The sequence below is a fragment of the Bradyrhizobium sp. 172 genome, assembly GCF_023101065.1.
GTDB lineage: Bacteria > Pseudomonadota > Alphaproteobacteria > Rhizobiales > Xanthobacteraceae > Bradyrhizobium > Bradyrhizobium canariense_D.
Window position 1 is genome coordinate 486,616 of the sequence record NZ_CP064701.1, and the last position, 21,810, is coordinate 508,425.

Sequence of the window (21,810 nt, forward strand, 5' to 3'; positions counted from 1 at the left end):
ATGTTTGTTCCGGAGAACTTCAGTCCTATCAGGTCTGCAGCGAAAACGTTATCTCCAAGTCCAGCACATGGACTGTCTGTCGAACAAATCCCGGCGTGACGTACGGCACGATCGTTTATACCGGTTGCTAGAGGGCTCATTCTTGGCGGAAGGCCTTGCTGGGCCCTGTGTTCTAATTGGAACAACAGGCGTCGGCCGAGCTGCACGGCATTCTCCTCGACGGTCGTCTTCAACGACCGAGTTACATATTTCCCCGGTGAAAGCCGAAAGCGAGCGTAGTAGGTGCCGTTGCGGCGAAAAACCGTGAGCTTGCCATCCTCAAGATAGCGAGCGCCGTCCATTCATGGTGCCCCTGAAGTTCGGCAAGCACCACGATGGTCGACAGCATTTCAACTGAAGGCGGGCAGCCTAGCTGAGGCGATCCGCTAACCCATTGAAGAAGCAACGATCAGTTGCATCAAGCCCAGCGGCCATGACAGTGCTTGTACTTGTACTGGAAGTAAAATTGCGGAGTCGTTTCAACGGAGTACGACCCCAGCGGTCTATGGTGTCAATCTTTTGTCGAGAACCCTGCAGTTTCTCCTGTGCATTGTGGGCTGGCGGTACACCCAAGCTCTTCCAAAGTCTCTGATGCGTTTTGGGGCAGCCCAGTGTCTCGGACCCCGCAGCTGGCTCGAACGCATCGTCGGGGCTCGTCTTGGGCTGCTGGGTAATTTTAGCGCCTTGGCACTTCGATAGCGACCGGGCTTTTCCCGGTGAAATTGATGCACGGCGGATGCGTAAGACGATCTGCAGGCGCCGACCAGTGAAGCCGAGATCGCTGGTGCGGCGCCCTGTATTGAACGGCAATCTACTGCTTTTCGTAGACCCCAACGCTGCTAATCGGCTGACCGTTGGGACCAACGCCTACGGTCGAAACAGTAAAGGTCTTTCCGTCAGCCGATATCTCGTTGGTGCCAGTTTGCACGGGTTTATCAGCTTTAGAGCGGACCCACTTCACGTGGTGATCATCGACCCGGGTGTATGTCGTCGCATCAAACAAGGGATTGCCTGTCGTGGGGTGAGGCTTCCCATCGTAGATGTGCATGAACACTATCTTGGTCGCTTGGCCCTGTGCGTCGATGGTTTCGGCAGTATTCTGGAGATCTTGCCCGGCCCGCTGGAAGTTGAGCGTTTGGCTCTTCGGTGGCGGACCAGGAGTAAACGTCGATTTTTCGAGGTTAAGCTTCCAGGTCCCTATCAGAAGATCGCTCTGCGAGAGACCGGCCTGCGATAGCGCCGTAGCGATGACAGCGGAAAGACCGAGAACAAGGATGTTGCGGCGATTCATGCTGTTCCTCCTTAGGTGTTTATCATCTTTCCTCTTTGGCTTGCGCAATTGCTCTGCGATGAGTTGGCCGCCTGCGAAATGAGTGGCACGCCAATTCTAGTCTAGTCCAAGTTACACGATGAAGCTGCAGCTTTTGCAAATCGACAGCTCCCCGAATGATGCGCTGCGGGAGCCGGTCGAAACCAAATGGCGGGTGCCGTGAAGCGATCCCGAAACAGAAGGGGCGCAGCCTTCATCGGGTGGATAGGGGATTTCAGGTCATGTTGCGCATCATCAACGCTCTCTATGAAGAGTATTGCCAGCCCGGCTGGATGAGATGCTGCGGGTCGATGCCGTGAAGTAGAGGCTGGCCTTATCAACCAAGGCGGGCTCTGATGGTGCGTACGATCGTACTTGCCGCATCTCTGATGATAGTCGGGTGCGTTGGTGCTGCCGCTCAGCAGGCCACCGACGATCAATATGCCGACCTGCAGAAGAATTTTGCTGAGGACCTACAATCGCAAAGACGTCGATGCCATGGCAGCCGCATTCACTGAGGACGCCATCAGAGTAACGCCGAGCGGGATCTTCGTCGGCCGAGAAGCCATTCGCCGTAACCTGCAGGATGTCGTCAACTTGGACTTGCACGACTACTCGGTAGAGCGCAACGTATCCCGCTCAGTCGGCAACTTCGTGTTCAATGCTGGCGAGTGGCACGCCAAACTCGGCAACCAACCGCTGCGAGGCTACTATAGCGCCATCATCGTCCGAGACGGCGGCCGAGCCAAGATGATGGAAGAGACCGTCACCGTAGCTGCACCAGGGCATTGATGGGGCTTCGCCAAGCGGCAAGCCGCTTTACCGCGGAACGCAGAACCACTGATCCTGGGACACTAAACCTCTATATAGCTTATAGCAGTTTCGTAACGGCACATCGCTGGGTTTGATGAACTGCAACACGAACCAGAGTATCCTGCGCTGCACTTCATTGAAGATCACCCGCGACCGATCAAAGATCATCGACTAGAACCGCGACAGGCTGATGACGCAGTGATCGCTGCGGAAAGCGGCTAGGCCGCCTGAAAACCCCAATAGATGTAATGGCTGATTGGTGACGCTGATGTGGACCGCTGGCCTGCGCTCTGCAAGTGCACGCTTAAGTGCCTTTTGGAAGCCAAAGGCTTATACCTACTAGTACCCGAACTTATAGCTGGGCGTACCCTGTAGACCGCAGGAATCTGGAAAACCGAAGCCATCAGCAGTCCATGACCGCAAGGTCCTGAAGCCCGAAGGCGATAAGGCGAACGAGCTTCTTTGGGGATATTGTCCAATAATCTCTCGCCCAGATTCCGGGTGCTTGTACAATGACTGGATGTCTTAGCAGGATGTAGCTCACTCTGATTGCAATGGTAAGGGTTATGCGCGAAAGACCTGATTATGCAAAAAACCATGAAGTCTTGATGGCTGTAGTGACCCATCTCGCCGTAGGGAAGTGGCCGTCACGGCAACCGAGAGGAATCGCCAACGATCTTTCGATTAGTATCGAGTCCGTGCGATCTGTAGTGACGACATTCAAAGGACTTTTCAGAGAATCAAAAAAGCGATCGAGAGACCACGGTGATCCCCTATATTCCTTGCACTTGCGGTATGCCCGGGTCGGAGATGCCGATTCAGACGAGGAGCGCCCGCCGCTAGATACACAGGATCTGTTCTCGCTCCTCAAATTTGTTTCCGATAAATCAAACCATCAATCCCAACAAAACTCGGCGCTTCGAATTGCTGCTTTGACTTCGGCAATATCGTTGGTGGTTGCCGCCGCATCATTATTCGTCGCTCTTCATAAAGGCTGATGGCCACTTGGTGAATCCATGCTTTCACTCCACGAACAGGCAATCGCCGATCTAGTTGCGAGCGGATGGACTGGCTCATTTCATCACTCTTATGAGATGCCGCCTCGGCGAGGCAGCTCTGCAAAATGGGTTGACTGGCATACGGCTCAGAGGTTCTGCAACCGTCCTCAGGAATGGAACTGTTCATCACTCACCAATGCTGCCGATCAATACGCTTGGGACGACATTTTGTTGGAGCAGCGAAAGCGGAAAGATACGCTCTCGGCATGGACATCCGACGAATGCCGTGAGCGCTTGGCGCTGTCGCATGATGATCCAGTCTCCTTTCACCTTGCCTGTGTCCGCACACTCAATTGGGGCAAGGTTGGAAGAAGCCGCAACGGGAGAGAAAACGCCAGTATCACATGGCTAAATACGGCTTTGCAAAGAGGCTCAATAGTGCACGAGGTCCTCAAGGCGGCAACGTTGCTAAACGGAAAGGAAAATCCAGAGAATCGTTTTGGCGTAACTCTCCCGATGAACTCCGCAATGACAAAAATCTATGCGTTTGCCGATACTGGTAAGAAGCTCGTGATTTACGACGGCCGGGTCGGTGCAGCACTAGCTCTATTTGCAATGAGATATTGGCAACCTAAGGACGGGCAACTTCCAGCGGAGCTTCGTTTTGGCTATTTTGACAGTCAGACACCCGGAAAGCGAGGTTCACGCAACCCGAGCGTCGGTCGATATAAATTTCCTGCGCTTGGTAAGCACACGGTCCATGCACGATGGATGTGGAGCGCGAGCCGCATTCTCAATGAGTCTGCCAGACAAACAAAATGCGATGTTCTGCGCCTTGAAAGAGCGCTCTTTATGATCGGTTACGACGTGAGCCGAGCTAAAGCGCAATACGCATCTTAGGCGGTGTTTTTGCTCGACCGTTTATACAACTCATCGAAACGAGTGGCGAGTCCTGCCCATATTTGGTCGACTTTCTCCATCCCACCCGCATTTGCGTGTCCCAGTCCGCCAGTGTGCGGTACACCATAAATCTCACTTCCGTGGTAAATCGTGTGCGCTGAAGGTACGTAGGCGTCCTTGAGTTGGAGGTCAGGGAGCTTCAGGGCTCGTCGAGCAGAGTTAAACGTCTTTGCGCCAAGGCAGATGATCATCAAGCCGGCGTCAAGATTGCAGGCGGACTTAGTCCAGGGCACTCCGTGCTCGCAATCCCATATACCTTCGTCGAAGCTATGGAGGTGATGATATGCGGGGTAGGTTTCACTGCGTCTTCTAGCGACCAGTTCGAAAAGCGCTGAAGCTTTGCTCAAAAATATCTCCATCCAAAGAGACTTAGGTCGAGTTGCAGCAAAGGGCCGAATCAACTCTGATAATCATTGGAGGAATACCGATGCGGGTTCAACTGACTGTTCTTGCTAGGGCAATCTTGCCTTGAGCAGGAAAGGGCATCAGCATTCTCGATGAGCTTTCGCTGGTGCGAACTAAGCTCTCCAGTGTTCCCTGTGAGCGGTGTGCCGAAGGGGGCACCCACCTGCAATTCCACATGGTTGATCTTCGGATAGCTGAGCTACAATCAAGGTAGCGGAACGGTACCGTATAAAGGGCAATCGACGTAACTTGTGGCGCTCTGCAGAGGTATTCGCCGCCAAGGCAGCCGAGCCGGCAGCCATCCGTATCGAATCACTGTCACGCCCTCGGGCCGGCCCGGCAACTCGACCCTCCGCTCGATCAATCGGCCGGTTTTATACAGGCTGCATAGACCCGTTGCAAAGGAATGCGCTACCTTGCTACTTAGAGATGAGCGAACTCAATCGGCCACTTATCACAGCGGCAAAACAGACCGAGCGAACATGGCGTTTACACAAAGACAACGGAAACAGTTCGCGGATGCGGCGCAGTCGCTAAAGCTTTACCGGAGAGCGGAGCTATCTACCGACGAGAGTGACAAGCCGCTGATCGAGGAACTTTACGTGGATCCTCTGCCTAGTGATGGCGTCTTTAACGCCATGATGAGGCCGAACACGACGTTCTTAATAGGAAGAAAAGGTACGGGCAAGTCGACGATATTTCAGAGATCCCAGCACGAGATCCGTAAGCAGTCGCACTCTGTGTCGGCCTACTTAGATATCAAAACTATTTATGAATCGTCTGAGGTGGATCCCGCACTGCTTCAAAAGGCTGAGGCTTCACAAGGTGCGCTTCCCGCCGAAGGAATACGGCGTATTTTTCTCTATGAAGAATTCGTCAAGACGGTTCTAGTCGAGATTCGGTCCGAATTGAAAAAGCAAATAGAGAAGTCATTCCTTTCTCGGCTTAAGGAGCGTCTTCTGTCGTCGTCGGACGAAGTGTTCGAAGCCCTAGACGACCTGATCGAGAGTTCACGTGCTAGCCTGTTTAACGATGTCACGGGCATAAAGATCGTCGGCAAAAAAGAAGAAAACAAGAGCGAAGCTTCGAGCAATGCGAAGGCGTCAGCAACTATCTCAGCGGACGGCACGGGAATACCAAAAGTTGCTGCGGATGGTTCAGTTGCGGCTGCATCATCGTTATCCACACAGCATGCGAATGACTTTTCTCAGATTCTGCTCCGTTCCTTTAATATCAAGACCATCATCAACGAGTTGGGCGAAATACTACAGGGCTTTGGCATAAAGCGCCTTTACATTTTCATCGATGACTTCTCCGAGCTACCTGAAGACGCGATGTCCATTTTTGTGGACTCAATTTTGGCGCCGCTCAATAATTGGTCTCAGGAGCTAATCAAGTTCAAAATTGCGGCCTACCCGGGTCGCGTTTATTACGGTCAGATTGACAAGACAAAGATCGACGAAGCGTATTTGGACCCGTTCAAGCTTTATGGCTCGAACGATGTTTCGAACATGGAAGAGAAGGCGATTGATTTCACATCACGGCTCATCGACACCCGGTTGAGCCACTTCTGCAAAGCGGGGCTCAGCGACTTCGTGGAGGCCAATCCCGAAGAGGTGGTTAAGCTCCTGTTTTTTGCAACGATGGGAAACCCGAGAAACTTGGGACACATCCTCTCAAATCTTTACGAATCGCACATTGTCTACGGCAAATTCATCGGTGCTCGAGCTGTTCGAGATGCAGCCCGCAAGTACTACGAGGAAAAGATAGAGCCATTCTTTGGCATCCAGAAGTTCAGGCACGAGCGGTTCGACGAGCGGCTGTCGATCTACAGTCTTAAAGAACTCCTGGAATTGCTAGTAAGCAGAGCCCGTGAATTGCGGAGGTATCGAGAATCGTCCCTTATGCAGAAGATTTCAGGACGCCCTCCTACCAGTCACTTTCACGTGGTGTCCGAATTGGAAAGCGTACTCTCGACGTTGGAGCTAAACTTCTTTCTCACCAAGTATTTCGAGATGAAAGACCGAGACGGAAGGAAGGTCTCTGTCTTTGCGCTAAACTTTGGGCTCTGCGAGAAGCATTCGATTGAATTTGGACGTCCAGTCGGGCTTCGGGAGTTTCGTCTGTATTTCGTGGAACGATTTTTTGATTCTAGCCATATAATCCGATCGTACTTGCAGGCTAATCAAGAAATTAAGTGCGACGACTGTGAGGCAATCTTCGGTCTCGACAAGCTCGAAAGCCTGAAGCTTTACAGAATGAGATGCCCTGAGTGCGGTGCCGGGACGTGCAAAGTCACTAATCTCTCTAAAAAATATGAAGCGATTTTGCGAGATGTAAATCCGGAGCTGTTATTGCCAACAACTGAGCTGGGGATCTTAGAAACGCTGTATGGCGAACGCCGAGACCTTATGGCGGCCGAGATTGCAGAAGATCTGGACTGCTCGTACCAGCTTGTTGGTAAGCGAGGAAAAATCATGGAGCAGAAAGGGCTTGTTGATCGACTAATGGAACAAAAGCGTCGCAAGTTCAGACTTACGGAGCAAGCAATGAAGGAGTATTTTGACGGCAACGAGTCCAGAAGACTCGATGTTGGCGAAGGCTGAGGAACGTTCCCGCGCAAATTGCGTGGAGGTCGTCGTAGTCGGGGTAACTGGCAGCACTTCATCTATATAGAGCTTGAATAGCTTGGGTTATTTCGCGGTAACGAATCAAGTGTCGACTGGTGAATTCGCTCAGGGGGAGAAAAAGCCGCCGGCCCATTCACGGGCTCAAGCGGCTGAGCTCTTAGGCGACCTTACGGCCAGGCACCGACCTGGGTCCCTTACCCTCGCTCAGCGGAGCGTCGAGTTCGCCAGCTCGTACGGCTTTGATGAGAGCATCGATCACGCTCGGTAGCTTCTCGATCGATCCGACGGAAATGGCCGCCTTGCCCTTTTCGAACTCGATGCGCTTCGATCCGACCTTCACGGTCATCACGACGACGCCGCTCGGGTCCTGTTGCCACCACTTGCCCGTACGGAGCGGCTTCTCGACAAGTACCTTTTCGCCGCCCTCCTTCTTTTCCCAACGCTTGATGCGCCTCTGGTAGGTCGGATCGGCAAGCAGCTTCTTCTGATCCTCCAGGCGAGAGACCATGCGTTCTCGCTTGATAATCAATGGGTCAGAGCTGACCTTGGGCTGCGGGACGAACGTGAGGGACTTGAGGATAGAGGTCGACATTCCGGGTCTCCTGTCTGTTGGACTCGACGTAACGCCAATCCGACATAAAGCCTCCGATCAAACGGTCGAGCCGAAACCGACCAAAACAGGATGGAGCGTGAAATGGGCGGAACGCCTCAGTTGCCTCGTCTAGCATGCTCTGCCTCCCGCGGAGCTGATCTTGCATCTCTTGCACCGCTAAAGCATATCTTGCTTGTGCTGCTTTGGTGCGGCAGGACCTGATTGTATGCGAGCGTGGCTGTCGATAATCCTATTGATGATGGCGATCGAAGGGGCCGTGTCAGGTCCACTCGAAGAAGCGAATATGGCCTATGTTAGGGGCGACTTCGTCAGTGCGGCGCACATGTATGCCGAACTTTCCAAGCAAGGAGATCCCACCGCTCAGGTGAAGCTTGGATTGATGTACGACGAAGGTCGAGGAGTTCACGCAAGCTTCGACGAGGCGGTGCGTTGGTATTCCGTTGCGAGTTCGCAGGGTAATTCTCTCGCTCCATATTATCTGGGCCGCATCTTTCAGGACGGTAGAGGCGGTCCGCAGAACTACGCCAAAGCACGGCGCTGGTATAGGGTCGCAGCTGACAGAGGAGAAACCAAGGCGGCCGTCAATCTTGGAGTGATGTATGCCGTCGGCTTGGGCGGGCCGCAGAATTATCAGGCGGCCGGACTTTGGTTCTTATTAGCTGCAAATCGAGGCGACCTTATAGCGCAGGACAATCTCGGAGTTCTTTATCAGGAGGGCAGAGGCGTCCTACAGAACTACACAAAAGCGTACATGTGGTTTGCCCTCGCCGCAGGCGCCGGTGACGGAATGGCAGCTAAGCACCGAGATCTAATTGCTAACCCCATGGCACCCGCTCAGATCGAGACAGCTAGCCGACTAACAGCACAGAAGATGTATGCGGTTATACGTTGTTACATTGTTCCTGCACTGCCTTGCTATTGGAGGTGAGCATTGATGAATGCTGAATCGGAGCCGCCAAGAACGCCGTGATGCGCCGTTCCGTCCCCCGCTTGACGTATACCGTGCGCAAACCTTTTCTCCTAAGCTGCTCGTAAGGCGTTGCTATTATCGTCGTCGCCAACAAGAAAAGGTGGGCGGCATGTCGATTGCATTTCGAATCTTTGTCCTCTTGTTTTGTGCTTACGCCGGTTGGGAATCCGCAAGCATTCAATTCGGCGAAGTGCGAGAGCCTCAGCAGCACGGGCGTTTTCCAATCGGGTAAGTAAGAATGAACAAAACAATCGTACGAGTGGATCGTCCGCAACCACGCCAAGTAGGGCGTGCTGACCTTGCGCCAGCCAGCGGTTATGCGATCGTGGTTGATGGTCGTTTCAAGACCGAATTCGTCGATGAGAACGCCGCCACGAAAGCGGCCGCCGAGTTGCTTGCCAACTATCCAATGCTGAAGGTCGAGATTTACGATGCGTCATCGAAGTCACGGATCCGGGTGAGCTAGCCGACTTCTGCATTGCAGCCGCCGTGATAACCATGTTTTTCCTTTTAATCCAACTTTAGTGAACCGCTAACAATCCACGTCGCAAGGTCGTCTTCACACGGAGGCGGCCCATGCCTTTGATCAAGTATTTCGTGTACGTCGGCAGTGCTCTTGTCCTATTCCTAGTCGGAATAGGCTTGTGCTTCCCGCAGCCGGGACCAGACACCATCACTAGCGACGCAGAACGGCCGGCAATCAGAATTAGTTCGGCCGAGCATCCGCCTGAGCGAGTTGTTATAGACACCCGCTTGCCGAGGATTGTGCCGCTGCCGAGCGAGGACTTCGCTCCGCCACCGACTCCTGTGGAGCCTGCGCAACAGCGAATACAGGACGCTTTTGCGGGGCTTAAGGCCGACGGCCCACAATTCAAAACCTCCAAGGTTGGTGTCGACGTTGCTAAGGCGAAGCACGTCACCAAACGTGAACCCGCAAAGAAGGTTGTGGCGCATCGAGCGCCGCCGCTGAATACTGCGCCTGCTCCGACCTACAGCGCACAAAAGTCGACACCAAGCACCAGGATGTCCTTGCTTGAGGCCCTGAGAGAGCGGTTGGAACAAACCATCTTTAAGATGAACTGATGACAATCAGGCAGCGTCCACTCTCCCACTAGCGGAGCCTGAGCGTAGGCGCACTTTAAAAGACCGATAAATAACTCATGCAGCATTCCGCTGTGAATGGAGTTATTTATGAGTGCCACATTAGACCGTCACGATTTTGGGAAGTCCAACCGGCCGACCAAACAGAAGAAATCGCAGAACACACCAGGAGAAGGAAAGCGCAAGTTTGCACCTGCGACTGACGTTTGCCTCTGGTTGTCGAGCAATGCTCCGCTCAGCTTTGAGGAGCTGATCGACATTCGATATTGCCTTTATCATCGGTGTAGCCGAGCCGGCTACAAGGTGAACGATCGGAGAGAGGACGAATTTAAGCTCCAGGGACGTCGCACCACATTACACATAGTCAGTGACAAGGCTCGGCGACTTCTCTTGACCAAGTTGCGGGAGCTTGCAAAGGAAAAAAGCTGGCAAGGAGCGTTGCCACGGTGCAAACCACGAACAATTGCGTGACCCGCTGAGATGAATCGTGGCTGCCCCGAACGGTTCTTCGGGTCACAGAGCGACTTTCGAATCGACTTGAGCCTGGGTCGGCTTATCGCCTGAAGGCAGACATCGCGGCCCTGTGAGGGAAGGTCTGGACGGGCCACAAGCGGACTCATGCACAGCGGAGCAAATTGGCCTGGGCCAACAAACAATAAGCCCGGCCCGCTTTAATGGTTTGAGGCCAGCGGACCGGGCCACTGTGGCCTAGACCAGTAAGAGGTCGTGCGTCGTAAACATGAAATCCTGAGGCCTGAGTGCTTCCTCGCTATGGACAACCACCTCGTTGCCCGCACTGAACGTGATCGTGCTCTTGTGTGTGGTCGGATCAAATGCCGAGATTGTGAGTTCGCTGAAGTTCTCGATGCCAATCGCAGAGACATCGATGTGGTCGGTTCCAAAATTCGAAAGACCCTGGCCGAGATCCTCGACTTGGTCGTGGCCGTTATTGACGTTGAACACGAAGGTGTCGTTGCCCCCTTTCGCGAGCCCAAGCATCACCTGAGCATCGCCCCACATGTCATCATTGCCGGTGCCACTGATCAGCTTGTCGTTCCCTCCACGCGCGTTGTCAGACATCGCCTGCGCGTCCCCGACGAGGATGGTTTCGTATGTTCCGGCAGGAGGTGGGCTGGGATCATTGCCTCCGATCAAATTGTCGTCGCCGCCCTGAGCGTCGCCGGACATGGTCAGCGCATCGCCGTAAGCTCTGCTCAAGCCGGATGCGATGCCGCCGCTTTGCGATGCGCTACCGCCGTTATAGGTGTCATTGCCGCCGACGGCATGATCGCCCATGTTGCCTCCGGCGTCGCCGTAGAATGTGCTTCCCTCCCCGCCGGTCTTGTTGAAGGTGTCGTTGCCGCCCTGAGCATGGCCGGACATGTTGCCGCCAGCATCGCCATAGAAGATGTTCGGGAAGCTTGTTCCGTTAAGCTGATTGTAGGTGTCATCGCCACCCTTGGCAAAATCAGACATGTTTCCGCCAGCGTCACCGTAGACAAAATTGTCGGTTGCGTGTCCGCGCATCGTGTAAATGTCATTACCACCGGCGGTGTGGCCCGACATATCGCCCCCGGCATCGCCATAGAAATAATTGTTGGTCTCAGAGGAGCCGTTTTTTGTGAAGCTGTCGTTGCCGCCGTGAGCATGGCCGGACATGTTGCCACCAGCGTCGCCATAGAACTGCAAGGTCCTCTCTGGACCGTTACTGGCCGTCAATGTGTCGTTCCCGCCTTGGGCGAAATCGGACAGGTTTCCGCCAGCATCGCCATAAACGGTGTCTGTAAAGTGCCCTTCTCCGAGAGAGAGTGTGATGCCGTCATTACCGCCTTTTGCATGATCTAACAGATTGCCACCGGCGTCAGCAAAGACATTTACTATCGCACCAAAGAGCAGCCCACCTTGAACGTTCAGCGCATCATCCCCCGCATTGGCATGATCGGAGATGTTGCCGCCAGCATCACCGTACATGTTGACCGTAACTGTGGGCTGAGAAAACGAAGGGTAGGTGACCTGGGCGGATAGCGTGTCATTGCCGCCCTTGGCATGATCGGAAAGATTTACGACCGCGTCGCCAAACATGTTGAATGTGAGGGGAGTTGGTGGCGGAGCGTTGAAGACAAGTTGCGCGGTGAGAGTATCGTCACCACCAATGGAGTGATCCAGCAGGCTTCCTCCGGCGTCACCATAGAGGAGCGGTGTGTCGGTGGTGCCGTTCAAAATATCCTTTGTGCCCATCTCATGGTCCGTCAGGTCACCACGAGTGATTGGAATGCGTCTAATCATGACTGCCTCCTCAATGATGCAACAACCTGGAGGCGAAGCAGACTATCAAAAAACGGCTCGGGTGTGAGTCATATTATAGGGCAATAGTACTTTCGCAAATTCTGCGCTCTGGTCTGCTTAGGATCAGGAGCACCCGCCAAGGTAACCATCGTACCACGTCCGGTTTCCCGCCAGACGGCAGACATGGCGGCCCTTTCGTTGTTCAGCTGAGGGCCAAAACCGGAAAGTGACCCGGACGACTTCTGCTGGGTCGCCTCGACCGAATGTTCAGGTTGTTGATTTCTTCCGATAGTCAACTTTCATGAATACCTTTTTCTCCTTGAGTACCTGGATCCAGATATCCAAAACCTCCTCAGGGGTACTCGCCTTTTCAGCCATGGCCTGCGCGAGGCCAACATGCAGGTCGGTGAACTCCGGACCTGAGAAATTCGTCTCGATTGTCTTTAGGTGCGCCTTCGTGGGCTCGTCGAGGAAGACTGACAGATTGTCCCTACGTACTGCTGCTTGGTAACCGGATCGGCTACTCATAATGATTTCTATGGCCTTGAGAAGCCGCTCTTGAGCGGCCTGCTTGTTTTGATTCCAGAGAGCGAAGAGACCGGCGAGTACGGCAGTCAGCACAGCACCAGCCGCTGCTAGAATGGCGGTATTGCTACCGTCCTGCCGTCGAGTAACGACGTCAATTGCTCCCCTTTGTTGGGCGAGCTCCTTTGTTTGCGTTACGATCGTTGCCTTCAGCGATTCAATTTCCTTTTTGAGGTCCTGAAGTGCGTCGGGAGTGCCTGTTGTATCGACCGACGATGTCGATTGCGCCACCTTCAAGATCGAATGAACTGCTGGGTCGGCGTGGAGTTCGGACGGGGCAAACAGGAAAGCCGCCGCGGTCAAGGGCAAGTAGGGTTTCATAGAAGCAACCTGTGCGTTTCGAACCCGTCGAGACGATAGCTTGAGCGTTGTGTGCCTACGCGTCAATGGAAGGCGGCATCACACCTGCTGAAACTGGAAGAGGGTGGAACGCGCGTTCTCCGTGTCATCCTGACTGCCCCTCGCGAACTGGGCCAACCAATCATTCCGACCGACGAATGTCTCCTGTAGGTCAAAAACCGCCGAACTGGCGCCTGGCTGCAAACTTCCGGTCTGCCCCTGTGAGCCGACATGCAGCGACACCCTGATGCGATACCGCGCAGATGAAGAACCCGCTCGCATCGATCACGCGAAAGCAATGGTCGTCGCTTTCCTCGACAGTCCATGGCGCCGGAAACCGCCGAAGGTCGAAGACCTGCACTCCCGAAACTTCCAGTACGCGGATAATCATATGCGGCGGGACGAGGCGAGGCGCATTGTAAAGGCAATCTCACGGCTGCCAGAGCTTTTGAAGAGGCCCCAGTATTGAGGGAGGTGTCAGAAGAACGCTCTCTCACACCCGTTCTCCAGCCGTTCGACGGCCGTTCCTACAACCTGGAATCGCGATTGCGGTTGTATGAGAGAACGTCTGGGAACGCCACTTCGGCTTCGAGGTTACAAAGCCGTGAGTATGGTAGGTAAATTGCCCGCCGTTGGCCCTAACCTGATGGCGGGCTTTTTGTGAGTTGCGTTAGTGGCGAAGCGTACCCGAGCACCGGCCAAGAAGCCGCAAGCTGCCATGCCGGGCTTTATCAGCCCCCAGCTGGCGACCCTGAAGATGAAAGCGCCTTCGGGGGCACGGTGGATTCACGAAGTCAAATACGACGGCTACCGCATCCAGCTGCACATCGACGGAGACAGCCGCAAGGCCTTCACCCGCAACGGCCATAATTGGACCAACCGGTTCTCCGTCATTGCCGGCGCCTTCGACATCCCAGGTCAGGCTATCGTGGACGGGGAAGTGGTCGTCATCCACGAAGAGCGCACCAACTTCTCCGAACTCCAAGCGGATCTCGGCAGGGGCGACCAGGACCGCCTCGTTTACTTCGCCTTCGATCTCCTGTGGCTCGACGGCAAAGACCTTCGCAGAATGGCTCAGCTTGCCCGTAAGGAGCTGCTGAAGCAGTTGATCGAAGAGAACGGGCTGGAAGCACCGATCTTCTACAGCGAGCACCATGAAGGTGACGGTCAGGCCTTGTTCGAGGCGGCGAGTAAGCTCAACTACGAGGGCATCGTGTCCAAGCGGGTTGATGCGCCGTACCGGTCTGACCGGGTGGAAGCCTGGCAGAAGATCAAGACGGTGCAGCGCGAGAAATTCCCTGTTGTTGGTTTCGTCAAGGACCCGTCCGGTGTTGCCGCCCTCTACCTCGGCAAGCAGGAAGGGAAAAAGCTGCGCTACATGGGCAAGGTCGGCACGGGCTGGAGCCGGACGAAATCGGCAGAGATCCGCAAGGCTCTCGATACCGTTGTTAGCCCGAAGCAGAAGCTCACCAAACCCGTTAGGAAACCGAAGGCCACATGGGTCGAGCCTACGTTCTACGCCGACATCGAATATCGGGACATCACCTCTGAAGGCCTGCTGCGGGCCAGCTCATTCAAGGGGCTTAGCAAAGGAACGCGGCGTCCCTGACGGCGTCTTCACCACCATTGAGTGGAGTACCGGCATGCCGGATCGCGTAACCCGAGCCGTGAGAGAAGCCCAAGCCATCCTGGCTCGCTATGTCGACCCCAGCTCGAGGGACTCCGAAAAGACCATCAATGACCTGCTGACCGTTCTTGATGATGAGCGGCTTGTACAGGCGATGGACGAGGATGAGACAGTCCTGAGCGGATTGGGCGCGAGTTCGGCACGGTTGTGTGATGGCACACTGTTATGCAGCTCGCTTGGGCTTGCTTAAGCTCTTCATGATTGAAGAAATTTGATTCCGGCGCTCTTCGGGCGAACGAGCAGAGTTGGCTTCGCGCCGCAGTGTACCTTCGATCTCCTCGACTGCGAAACCAAGGCGGCTCAGTTCCAGAGCAAGCGAATAGAATGCCTCGTTTCCCTGGCCTTGCGAGGCAGCCCGCCACTTCGCAATGGCTGCGGCGACTCCGGCTGCGTCTGCCCCAGTCCGATTAGCGCCGTCAACTGCAAGCTCGGATGGCGTCTCCAGTCGGAAATTTCGAAGCCATCGCTCTGGATTAAGCGGATGGCGATGGTCGTCATCGTAAAAACGGAAAAAGCTGTCACTCCCGCTTGCCGCCTGGGCCGGCAAGTAAAACAGGCTGGTCGCCGCCCGCTTTGAATGGTCAAGGCCTGATCTTTTGAGCCTCGATTTCGCCCGCGGCGACTTCGTATAGCCAGCCTCTCGGAGTTTATCAGCCACTGCATCCCACAATGCTTCGTAAGCGGAAGGCCCGACCTTCGCGCTTGTCAGCATGATCACACGGAATCGAGGTCCGTCAATTGTATGGCTATAGCTGTTGGTCACAATCAGCTGTAAGTCGGGAAACAGCTCTGGAATGTCTGTGGGGCGCAGATCGCCGTTCTCGAAGTCGAGAACGATATTCTGCAGATAAAGGATGTTGTCCCGGCCGCGATTGCTCCCGATGCTGCGGGACGGGTCGAAGATGGCAGGCGAGAACAGAGGGTTTGATTCCTTGGACGCGACCTTACGTCCGTGGGCTGCCGCCATCGCTTTTGTGAAGTGCTCTCCACTCGCGCAGGACAAGTAGCCCTCTGGCATTGACGACCTGATGTTAGTGTAGATCGTAGCCCAAAAATCCTGATCCTGAGACACAGAACCTCTATATGAGCTAATAGAGGTTTCGTTACGGGGCATCGTAGAATCTGATGGACTGCAACCACCTTCTAAAGAATCCTGCGGCTTACGATGCACAAAGACCTCGGCCAGCAGCTCAGCCCTAATTTTGGACTCCTTCTCTCTCCTGCGGCGCATTTTCTCGGCGTTGTCCTGATGAACCCGGGGGCGTCCGCCCCTGTCCACTTGGTCAGCAATACCTGTATCCAATTTCGCCAGGGTGGCGCCCGGCAGCATGTCAGCCAGATACTGAGCAAGTCGCTCATCGGGAACGATGATGTTCTTTGGATGTTCGTCGGTTGCGTCACGGAGCGATGTGCGCATGACCGCCTGGTAGGCCACACCGCAGTACCCCTGCCGCTCGATCTCGGTTTGAGTCAGCCCCCGCGACTGCAAGAACCTCGCATGCGCTGGCGACGGGTTGAGAGCCGACAGAAAAACAACGTCATGTACCTTGTCGAACTCGTTCAATCCGAGCGGGTTGTTCGGCAGGCGTTGACCGAACTTGAAGAAGTTGTCAGGCACAGACTTGTTGGCCTGCCAGAGGAAGTCCCGGCCCTGGAAGACGAGCTTGGCAGTGTCTCTTAGCCTTTCGAGGTTAGGCTTGCCCTCGGTCTCCTGTTCCAGCAGATGTCGTGACCAGTTCCGATCCAGGGCATAGTGGATGGTTGCGAGGTTGCCGTTGCCGTGCTGCCGGTAGCGCAAACCTTCCGCCATTGCCTCATCTGGCTTGAAGCTGACAGCCATCTTGCTCCAGAGCGCAAACAGGCCCGTATCTTCGAAGTTTGCGCCGGCAATCAACACGCTCGCGAAGTCATTCACCAGCGATGGCATCAGAACCGAATGAATATTCAACGCCTTCGCTTGACCCGACAAGAGCTTATAGTACGACTCCACGTGAACGAAGGAGCGCCAATGCTTGGTCGTCAAGATGTTGGCCGTTTCGCGAAACATCTCCAGTAGTTCGTCTTCGTCAGGATTGCGAGCTAGAGCCTTGAGATCCTCAGGCGCAGAAAGCTGGACTTTGCCGTACACGCCGTCATGTTGCGCAACTTGGATGAGGCCCGTGAGCAACGGATGGGTGCTAGGAACGATGTGGGCGTGCTCTAGGTCCACTTGAGGCACCTCGTCAATCAGAAGGTGCCAGTTGGACGCATTCGATAGAAACGGGATGCGAGGTAGCGCCTGATGGGTAGCCATCACGACGTGCGGCCGGTCCTCTGGATCGGCCAAGTACTCGGCCAGCTGGTGCGCGACACTCGCACCGACGGTATCGCCGTGGAACACCTTGACAGATGGTGGCTCGGACAAAAGCCCGAATTCCTCCACCCTGGTTTTCTCAATCAACAACTTCGTCGGCTGTAGCAAGAGGACGTTACTTCCCTCCTGCACAAGTTGGTGCGCCCGCTTTACAAGTTGGAACGTCTTACCGGCACCACAAGGAGCCGATGCGTAGCGGACGATCCGACCCGTTTTAATCTGGTTCCGCAATGTCATCGGAAAGGTCGCCTTTCTTCGACCAGTTCGGCGACAATATCTTTCCGCAGCTCGTCCGCACCCATATCTTCAGCAGCTCGCCCCCAAGCGACAAAGCGCTCGAACTCATTTCTGCTCAACATGGTAGCCACAAACAGAAGCGCGAACTCTTCGGGATCGTGCATTCTACTCTTAACGATACTCAAGCGTTCGCCGGTTTCGCGAGTGGCAGCAAGCGCCCGTCTATCTCGAGCAAGTTTGAGCAAGCGACGCAGCCGACGGAGCTGTTTTGGTTTCAGCGAAGCTTCTGCATCGAAAAGCATTTGGAATTGCCACGAGGCGCCACGATGACCCCCAATGAGATTCGCCGTTGCGTACTCGTCGGCCGTTTGGGCGATGAACAGGCGCCCCTGCCCGGTCGTCAATTTCTTCACCAGCTCCACCGAGAACGGCATCTGATCCTTGTCCATTTCCCGGCACCTCACTTCAGCGGGATGATTGCGTTAAGAGACACCTTCACGTCGCCGTAGTTCACGAATCCGTTGGTGGTGGCGATGACCTTGGTCTTGCCCGTTGACGATGGCCTTGCTTGCTTCTGAGCCTTTGCCGAGAGGTCAATTCTCAGCACCAGTTGCTCGCCTTTGAGTTCGCCTTTCACGTTCATACTTCATCCTTCGCTTGGCCGTGTGCTCGCATTGCTAGTCGCCATAGACGTGCGCTTTGCGATGTAAAGCATCTAAGATTGTAACTTCGAGCGCGACGCTAGCTGGTGTTTCCATTTGCTTAGCTCTCGTTAGGAAGCAGCCATTCGTCCAGCATTTCTTGCGTGATGTTGATGGTGATCGGCTCTCCGCTCTCAACGGCAGTCAGTGCGCCGTCCCAATAATCCACGAACGAATTTATCGGCAGGGTCAGGATTAACTGCAGCGCCCCGGCCTCGTATTCGTCAGGGGAAGTGAACTTGGCGGCTCGATCGCCAATCGCGGCAATCTTCCTCAACGCTTTTCGCATGCGGTCAAACTGTTGCTTGGTCGGGCTCGCCGCCTTGCAGTATTCACTGAATGCCACGCAAAATTGGGCCTTAGCTTTGCCAGCCTCGATCATGAGTTTCTCTGCGGCCCTCGAAAATTCCTTGTCCACTATGGGCAAGATCGGCAGTCCTAACCCCCGCAACTCTCGTGCGTCCTCAATCTTGATAACGTTTTCGGTCGTCATAAGAATGGTCTCCTTGGTCAATAAGGTATCGCTCAGCGAGCCGTGCTCGGCTTGCGTCTGTTGCGGTCGACAAGTGTTTGCGAGAGCCAGCGGTTAGGGCTGCTCTGATAGTGCGATGTGCGGCTAGGGATCCATGTGGGCTTCTCCTTAATCAGGCAGCTGGGAGCTTGCCCGGAAGTGAGATGCCTCTGGGAAAGTTTTGGGGTTCGTTGAAGATCAAAGGCTGAGCTCAGACACGCAGCTGCGTATCTCAGCTCAAACTTCCGGAAGATCGTTACGTGTTCATTCTGATTCCCTTCCGTGTTCGGAAACCCATCTGCGGATTTGGTCGGTATTCAGTCTGGCCAGCTCTGCGAGGCGCCTGTCGTCAACGGGCGCCCATTCAGAAATCCGCCACAGCTTATCTCTGTTGACAGCGATGAGCCGATGCCAGGCAAGCTTCGGGGATCGCTCTGATATTCTGAGCTCCCTTAGAAGCTGCCGAAACCGGACGTCCCCCAACCTGTCTTTGGCGGCCATCAGCGTCCAAGAACGGAAGACCTTCAAGACAACTCGGCGCTTCCTGCTCTCAGTACGTTCGATTTCCTTCGTTTCGGCTTCAAAACGCCTTCGAAATCCCGCTACCGACGTTGGCAGCCTAAAATTCAGCAGGATGCGACTGTGAGTGGAAATGTAGACCATTCATGAACTCGTACCGGGACCGAACTTCTTTCTTGAATTCCACTCAGTAACAACATGATAGGTCGAAGGGCAAAAAACGTCAAGATGAAAAGCGACGTAAGCTGTTGTTTTTGCTCACATATTTTGATTTTCTTTCTGATTTTTTCGGAGATCTCGCATGTGTTTGAATTCGCGGGAGATTTTGTATTTAGGGTTTCTCGATCCCGACAGCCATAATCCGACGGAATGTGGCAGGCCCCATCAACTTGAGATATTGAGCTGCGAAAAGCCCTTATCGCCTTCGGGCTTCAGGACCTTGCGGTCATGGACTGCTGATGGCTTCGGTTTTCCAGATTCCTGCGGTCTACAGGGTACGCCCAGCTATAAGTTCGGGTACTAGTAGGTATAAGCCTTTGGCTTCCAAAAGGCACTTAAGCGTGCACTTGCAGAGCGCAGGCCAGCGGTCCACATCAGCGTCACCAATCAGCCATTACATCTATTGGGGTTTTCAGGCGGCCTAGCCGCTTTCCGCAGCGATCACTGCGTCATCAGCCTGTCGCGGTTCTAGTCGATGATCTTTGATCGGTCGCGGGTGATCTTCAATGAAGTGCAGCGCAGGATACTCTGGTTCGTGTTGCAGTTCATCAAACCCAGCGATGTGCCGTTACGAAACTGCTATAAGCTATATAGAGGTTTAGTGTCCCAGGATCAGTGGTTCTGCGTTCCGCGGTAAAGCGGCTTGCCGCTTGGCGAAGCCCCATCAATGCCCTGGTGCAGCTACGGTGACGGTCTCTTCCATCATCTTGGCTCGGCCGCCGTCTCGGACGATGATGGCGCTATAGTAGCCTCGCAGCGGTTGGTTGCCGAGTTTGGCGTGCCACTCGCCAGCATTGAACACGAAGTTGCCGACTGAGCGGGATACGTTGCGCTCTACCGAGTAGTCGTGCAAGTCCAAGTTGACGACATCCTGCAGGTTACGGCGAATGGCTTCTCGGCCGACGAAGATCCCGCTCGGCGTTACTCTGATGGCGTCCTCAGTGAATGCGGCTGCCATGGCATCGACGTCTTTGCGATTGTAGGTCCTCAGCAAAATTCTTCTGCAGGTCGGCATATTGATCGTCGGTGGCCTGCTGAGCGGCAGCACCAACGCACCCGACTATCATCAGAGATGCGGCAAGTACGATCGTACGCACCATCAGAGCCCGCCTTGGTTGATAAGGCCAGCCTCTACTTCACGGCATCGACCCGCAGCATCTCATCCAGCCGGGCTGGCAATACTCTTCATAGAGAGCGTTGATGATGCGCAACATGACCTGAAATCCCCTATCCACCCGATGAAGGCTGCGCCCCTTCTGTTTCGGGATCGCTTCACGGCACCCGCCATTTGGTTTCGACCGGCTCCCGCAGCGCATCATTCGGGGAGCTGTCGATTTGCAAAAGCTGCAGCTTCATCGTGTAACTTGGACTAGACTAGAATTGGCGTGCCACTCATTTCGCAGGCGGCCAACTCATCGCAGAGCAATTGCGCAAGCCAAAGAGGAAAGATGATAAACACCTAAGGAGGAACAGCATGAATCGCCGCAACATCCTTGTTCTCGGTCTTTCCGCTGTCATCGCTACGGCGCTATCGCAGGCCGGTCTCTCGCAGAGCGATCTTCTGATAGGGACCTGGAAGCTTAACCTCGAAAAATCGACGTTTACTCCTGGTCCGCCACCGAAGAGCCAAACGCTCAACTTCCAGCGGGCCGGGCAAGATCTCCAGAATACTGCCGAAACCATCGACGCACAGGGCCAAGCGACCAAGATAGTGTTCATGCACATCTACGATGGGAAGCCTCACCCCACGACAGGCAATCCCTTGTTTGATGCGACGACATACACCCGGGTCGATGATCACCACGTGAAGTGGGTCCGCTCTAAAGCTGATAAACCCGTGCAAACTGGCACCAACGAGATATCGGCTGACGGAAAGACCTTTACTGTTTCGACCGTAGGCGTTGGTCCCAACGGTCAGCCGATTAGCAGCGTTGGGGTCTACGAAAAGCAGTAGATTGCCGTTCAATACAGGGCGCCGCACCAGCGATCTCGGCTTCACTGGTCGGCGCCTGCAGATCGTCTTACGCATCCGCCGTGCATCAATTTCACCGGGAAAAGCCCGGTCGCTATCGAAGTGCCAAGGCGCTAAAATTACCCAGCAGCCCAAGACGAGCCCCGACGATGCGTTCGAGCCAGCTGCGGGGTCCGAGACACTGGGCTGCCCCAAAACGCATCAGAGACTTTGGAAGAGCTTGGGTGTACCGCCAGCCCACAATGCACAGGAGAAACTGCAGGGTTCTCGACAAAAGATTGACACCATAGACCGCTGGGGTCGTACTCCGTTGAAACGACTCCGCAATTTTACTTCCAGTACAAGTACAAGCACTGCCACGGGCGGTACGCTTAGCGATCAGGTGTGAGGTGCGACGTCGGCGCCTCACATTCCACTGTCGTCGCCCGGTTTAGCCGGGCGACCCAGTACGCCACGGCTTCTCGGTTCAATCACGTCAGTCTCTGGAATACTGGATCGCCCGATTAAATCGGGCGATGACATCGAGTATGGGGCGCGCGGCTCCATCTCCTTCGCCGGGACGA

At 54.7% G+C, this 21,810-nt stretch carries 18 protein-coding genes; 9 read left to right on the plus strand and 9 right to left on the minus strand.

Features of this window, described 5'->3' with window-relative positions; genetic code table 11:
• Positions 1-850: 850 nt before the first annotated feature.
• Positions 851-1,330 carry a hypothetical protein gene (locus IVB07_RS02160; RefSeq protein ID WP_247767467.1) on the minus strand — a complete coding sequence of 160 codons (480 nt, stop codon included), beginning with the start codon at positions 1,328-1,330 and terminating at the stop codon, positions 851-853.
• Positions 1,331-1,756: 426 nt separating this feature from the next.
• Here IVB07_RS02160 and IVB07_RS02165 point away from each other — a divergent pair, with 426 nt between their 5' ends.
• The 4 genes from IVB07_RS02165 (at position 1,757) to IVB07_RS02180 (ending at position 7,130) form a co-directional block, all read left to right on the plus strand.
• Entirely contained in the window at positions 1,757-2,140 is a 384-nt protein-coding gene (locus IVB07_RS02165; protein ID WP_247767468.1) for a nuclear transport factor 2 family protein, read from the plus strand.
• 629 nt (positions 2,141-2,769) lie between these two features.
• Positions 2,770-3,159, plus strand: coding sequence for a hypothetical protein (locus tag IVB07_RS02170; protein ID WP_247767469.1), 390 nt, complete (start codon positions 2,770-2,772; stop codon positions 3,157-3,159).
• An 18-nt stretch (positions 3,160-3,177) separates the two neighbouring features.
• Positions 3,178-4,059 carry a hypothetical protein gene (locus IVB07_RS02175; RefSeq protein WP_247767470.1) on the plus strand — a complete coding sequence of 294 codons (882 nt, stop codon included), beginning with the start codon at positions 3,178-3,180 and terminating at the stop codon, positions 4,057-4,059.
• A 947-nt stretch (positions 4,060-5,006) separates the two neighbouring features.
• Positions 5,007-7,130, plus strand: coding sequence for a hypothetical protein (locus tag IVB07_RS02180; RefSeq protein WP_247767471.1), 2,124 nt, complete (start codon positions 5,007-5,009; stop codon positions 7,128-7,130).
• A gap of 181 nt (positions 7,131-7,311) precedes the next feature.
• Here IVB07_RS02180 and IVB07_RS02185 read toward each other — a convergent pair whose 3' ends face one another.
• Positions 7,312-7,746 carry a DUF6641 family protein gene (locus IVB07_RS02185; RefSeq protein ID WP_247767472.1) on the minus strand — a complete coding sequence of 145 codons (435 nt, stop codon included), beginning with the start codon at positions 7,744-7,746 and terminating at the stop codon, positions 7,312-7,314.
• A gap of 256 nt (positions 7,747-8,002) precedes the next feature.
• On the opposite strand from IVB07_RS02185, the gene IVB07_RS02190 reads away from it, so the two are divergent.
• From IVB07_RS02190 to IVB07_RS02200, 3 genes are all read left to right on the plus strand, one after another.
• Positions 8,003-8,695, plus strand: coding sequence for a tetratricopeptide repeat protein (locus IVB07_RS02190; RefSeq protein ID WP_247767473.1), 693 nt, complete (start codon positions 8,003-8,005; stop codon positions 8,693-8,695).
• Positions 8,696-8,975: 280 nt separating this feature from the next.
• Positions 8,976-9,203 (plus strand): hypothetical protein, encoded by a 228-nt coding sequence (locus tag IVB07_RS02195; protein ID WP_247767474.1) that lies wholly within the window; start codon positions 8,976-8,978, stop codon positions 9,201-9,203.
• 110 nt (positions 9,204-9,313) lie between these two features.
• Positions 9,314-9,820, plus strand: coding sequence for a hypothetical protein (locus tag IVB07_RS02200; protein WP_247767475.1), 507 nt, complete (start codon positions 9,314-9,316; stop codon positions 9,818-9,820).
• Positions 9,821-10,546: 726 nt separating this feature from the next.
• Here the strand turns inward: IVB07_RS02200 and IVB07_RS02205 are convergent.
• Together IVB07_RS02205 and IVB07_RS02210 are read right to left on the minus strand one after the other, a co-directional pair.
• A complete protein-coding gene (locus tag IVB07_RS02205; RefSeq protein WP_247767476.1) occupies positions 10,547-12,124 on the minus strand; it encodes a calcium-binding protein in 1,578 nt (525 codons plus the stop codon).
• A gap of 267 nt (positions 12,125-12,391) precedes the next feature.
• On the minus strand, positions 12,392-13,030 hold the full coding sequence (locus IVB07_RS02210) for a hypothetical protein (RefSeq protein WP_247767477.1): 639 nt from the start codon (positions 13,028-13,030) through the stop codon (positions 12,392-12,394).
• A 691-nt stretch (positions 13,031-13,721) separates the two neighbouring features.
• Here IVB07_RS02210 and ligD point away from each other — a divergent pair.
• Entirely contained in the window at positions 13,722-14,657 is a 936-nt protein-coding gene (gene ligD / locus IVB07_RS02215; RefSeq protein WP_247767478.1) for a non-homologous end-joining DNA ligase, read from the plus strand.
• Between the two features lie 241 nt (positions 14,658-14,898).
• Here ligD and IVB07_RS02220 read toward each other — a convergent pair whose 3' ends face one another.
• The 5 genes from IVB07_RS02220 to IVB07_RS02240 form a co-directional block, all read right to left on the minus strand.
• Positions 14,899-17,325, minus strand: coding sequence for a DEAD/DEAH box helicase family protein (locus tag IVB07_RS02220; RefSeq protein WP_247767479.1), 2,427 nt, complete (start codon positions 17,323-17,325; stop codon positions 14,899-14,901).
• A complete protein-coding gene (locus IVB07_RS02225) occupies positions 17,322-17,774 on the minus strand; it encodes a hypothetical protein (protein WP_247767480.1) in 453 nt (150 codons plus the stop codon). Before IVB07_RS02225 ends, IVB07_RS02220 begins: the two co-directional genes overlap by 4 nt.
• An 11-nt stretch (positions 17,775-17,785) precedes the next feature.
• Positions 17,786-17,968, minus strand: coding sequence for a hypothetical protein (locus IVB07_RS02230; protein WP_247767481.1), 183 nt, complete (start codon positions 17,966-17,968; stop codon positions 17,786-17,788).
• Positions 17,969-18,087: 119 nt separating this feature from the next.
• Positions 18,088-18,519: a hypothetical protein gene (locus IVB07_RS02235; RefSeq protein WP_247767482.1), complete on the minus strand. Its 432-nt coding sequence runs from the start codon at positions 18,517-18,519 to the stop codon at positions 18,088-18,090.
• A 1,420-nt stretch (positions 18,520-19,939) separates the two neighbouring features.
• The gene (locus IVB07_RS02240) at positions 19,940-20,323 is read right to left on the minus strand and encodes a nuclear transport factor 2 family protein (RefSeq protein ID WP_247767468.1); all 384 of its coding nucleotides are present in this window, start codon (positions 20,321-20,323) and stop codon (positions 19,940-19,942) included.
• Between the two features lie 426 nt (positions 20,324-20,749).
• Here IVB07_RS02240 and IVB07_RS02245 point away from each other — a divergent pair, with 426 nt between their 5' ends.
• Positions 20,750-21,229, plus strand: coding sequence for a hypothetical protein (locus IVB07_RS02245; protein ID WP_247767467.1), 480 nt, complete (start codon positions 20,750-20,752; stop codon positions 21,227-21,229).
• Positions 21,230-21,810: the final 581 nt, after the last annotated feature.

Coding starts and splice junctions, on each gene's coding strand:
- IVB07_RS02230 (WP_247767481.1), bottom strand. CDS start 17,968: ATGAACGTGAAAGGCGAACTCAAAGGCGAGCAACTGGTGCTGAGAATT.
- IVB07_RS02180 (WP_247767471.1), top strand. CDS start 5,007: ATGGCGTTTACACAAAGACAACGGAAACAGTTCGCGGATGCGGCGCAG.
- IVB07_RS02220 (WP_247767479.1), bottom strand. CDS start 17,325: ATGACATTGCGGAACCAGATTAAAACGGGTCGGATCGTCCGCTACGCA.
- IVB07_RS02195 (WP_247767474.1), top strand. CDS start 8,976: ATGAACAAAACAATCGTACGAGTGGATCGTCCGCAACCACGCCAAGTA.
- IVB07_RS02210 (WP_247767477.1), bottom strand. CDS start 13,030: ATGAAACCCTACTTGCCCTTGACCGCGGCGGCTTTCCTGTTTGCCCCG.
- IVB07_RS02245 (WP_247767467.1), top strand. CDS start 20,750: ATGAATCGCCGCAACATCCTTGTTCTCGGTCTTTCCGCTGTCATCGCT.
- IVB07_RS02205 (WP_247767476.1), bottom strand. CDS start 12,124: ATGATTAGACGCATTCCAATCACTCGTGGTGACCTGACGGACCATGAG.
- IVB07_RS02175 (WP_247767470.1), top strand. CDS start 3,178: ATGCTTTCACTCCACGAACAGGCAATCGCCGATCTAGTTGCGAGCGGA.
- IVB07_RS02185 (WP_247767472.1), bottom strand. CDS start 7,746: ATGTCGACCTCTATCCTCAAGTCCCTCACGTTCGTCCCGCAGCCCAAG.
- IVB07_RS02200 (WP_247767475.1), top strand. CDS start 9,314: ATGCCTTTGATCAAGTATTTCGTGTACGTCGGCAGTGCTCTTGTCCTA.
- IVB07_RS02235 (WP_247767482.1), bottom strand. CDS start 18,519: ATGACGACCGAAAACGTTATCAAGATTGAGGACGCACGAGAGTTGCGG.
- IVB07_RS02190 (WP_247767473.1), top strand. CDS start 8,003: ATGATGGCGATCGAAGGGGCCGTGTCAGGTCCACTCGAAGAAGCGAAT.
- IVB07_RS02170 (WP_247767469.1), top strand. CDS start 2,770: ATGGCTGTAGTGACCCATCTCGCCGTAGGGAAGTGGCCGTCACGGCAA.
- IVB07_RS02225 (WP_247767480.1), bottom strand. CDS start 17,774: ATGGACAAGGATCAGATGCCGTTCTCGGTGGAGCTGGTGAAGAAATTG.
- IVB07_RS02160 (WP_247767467.1), bottom strand. CDS start 1,330: ATGAATCGCCGCAACATCCTTGTTCTCGGTCTTTCCGCTGTCATCGCT.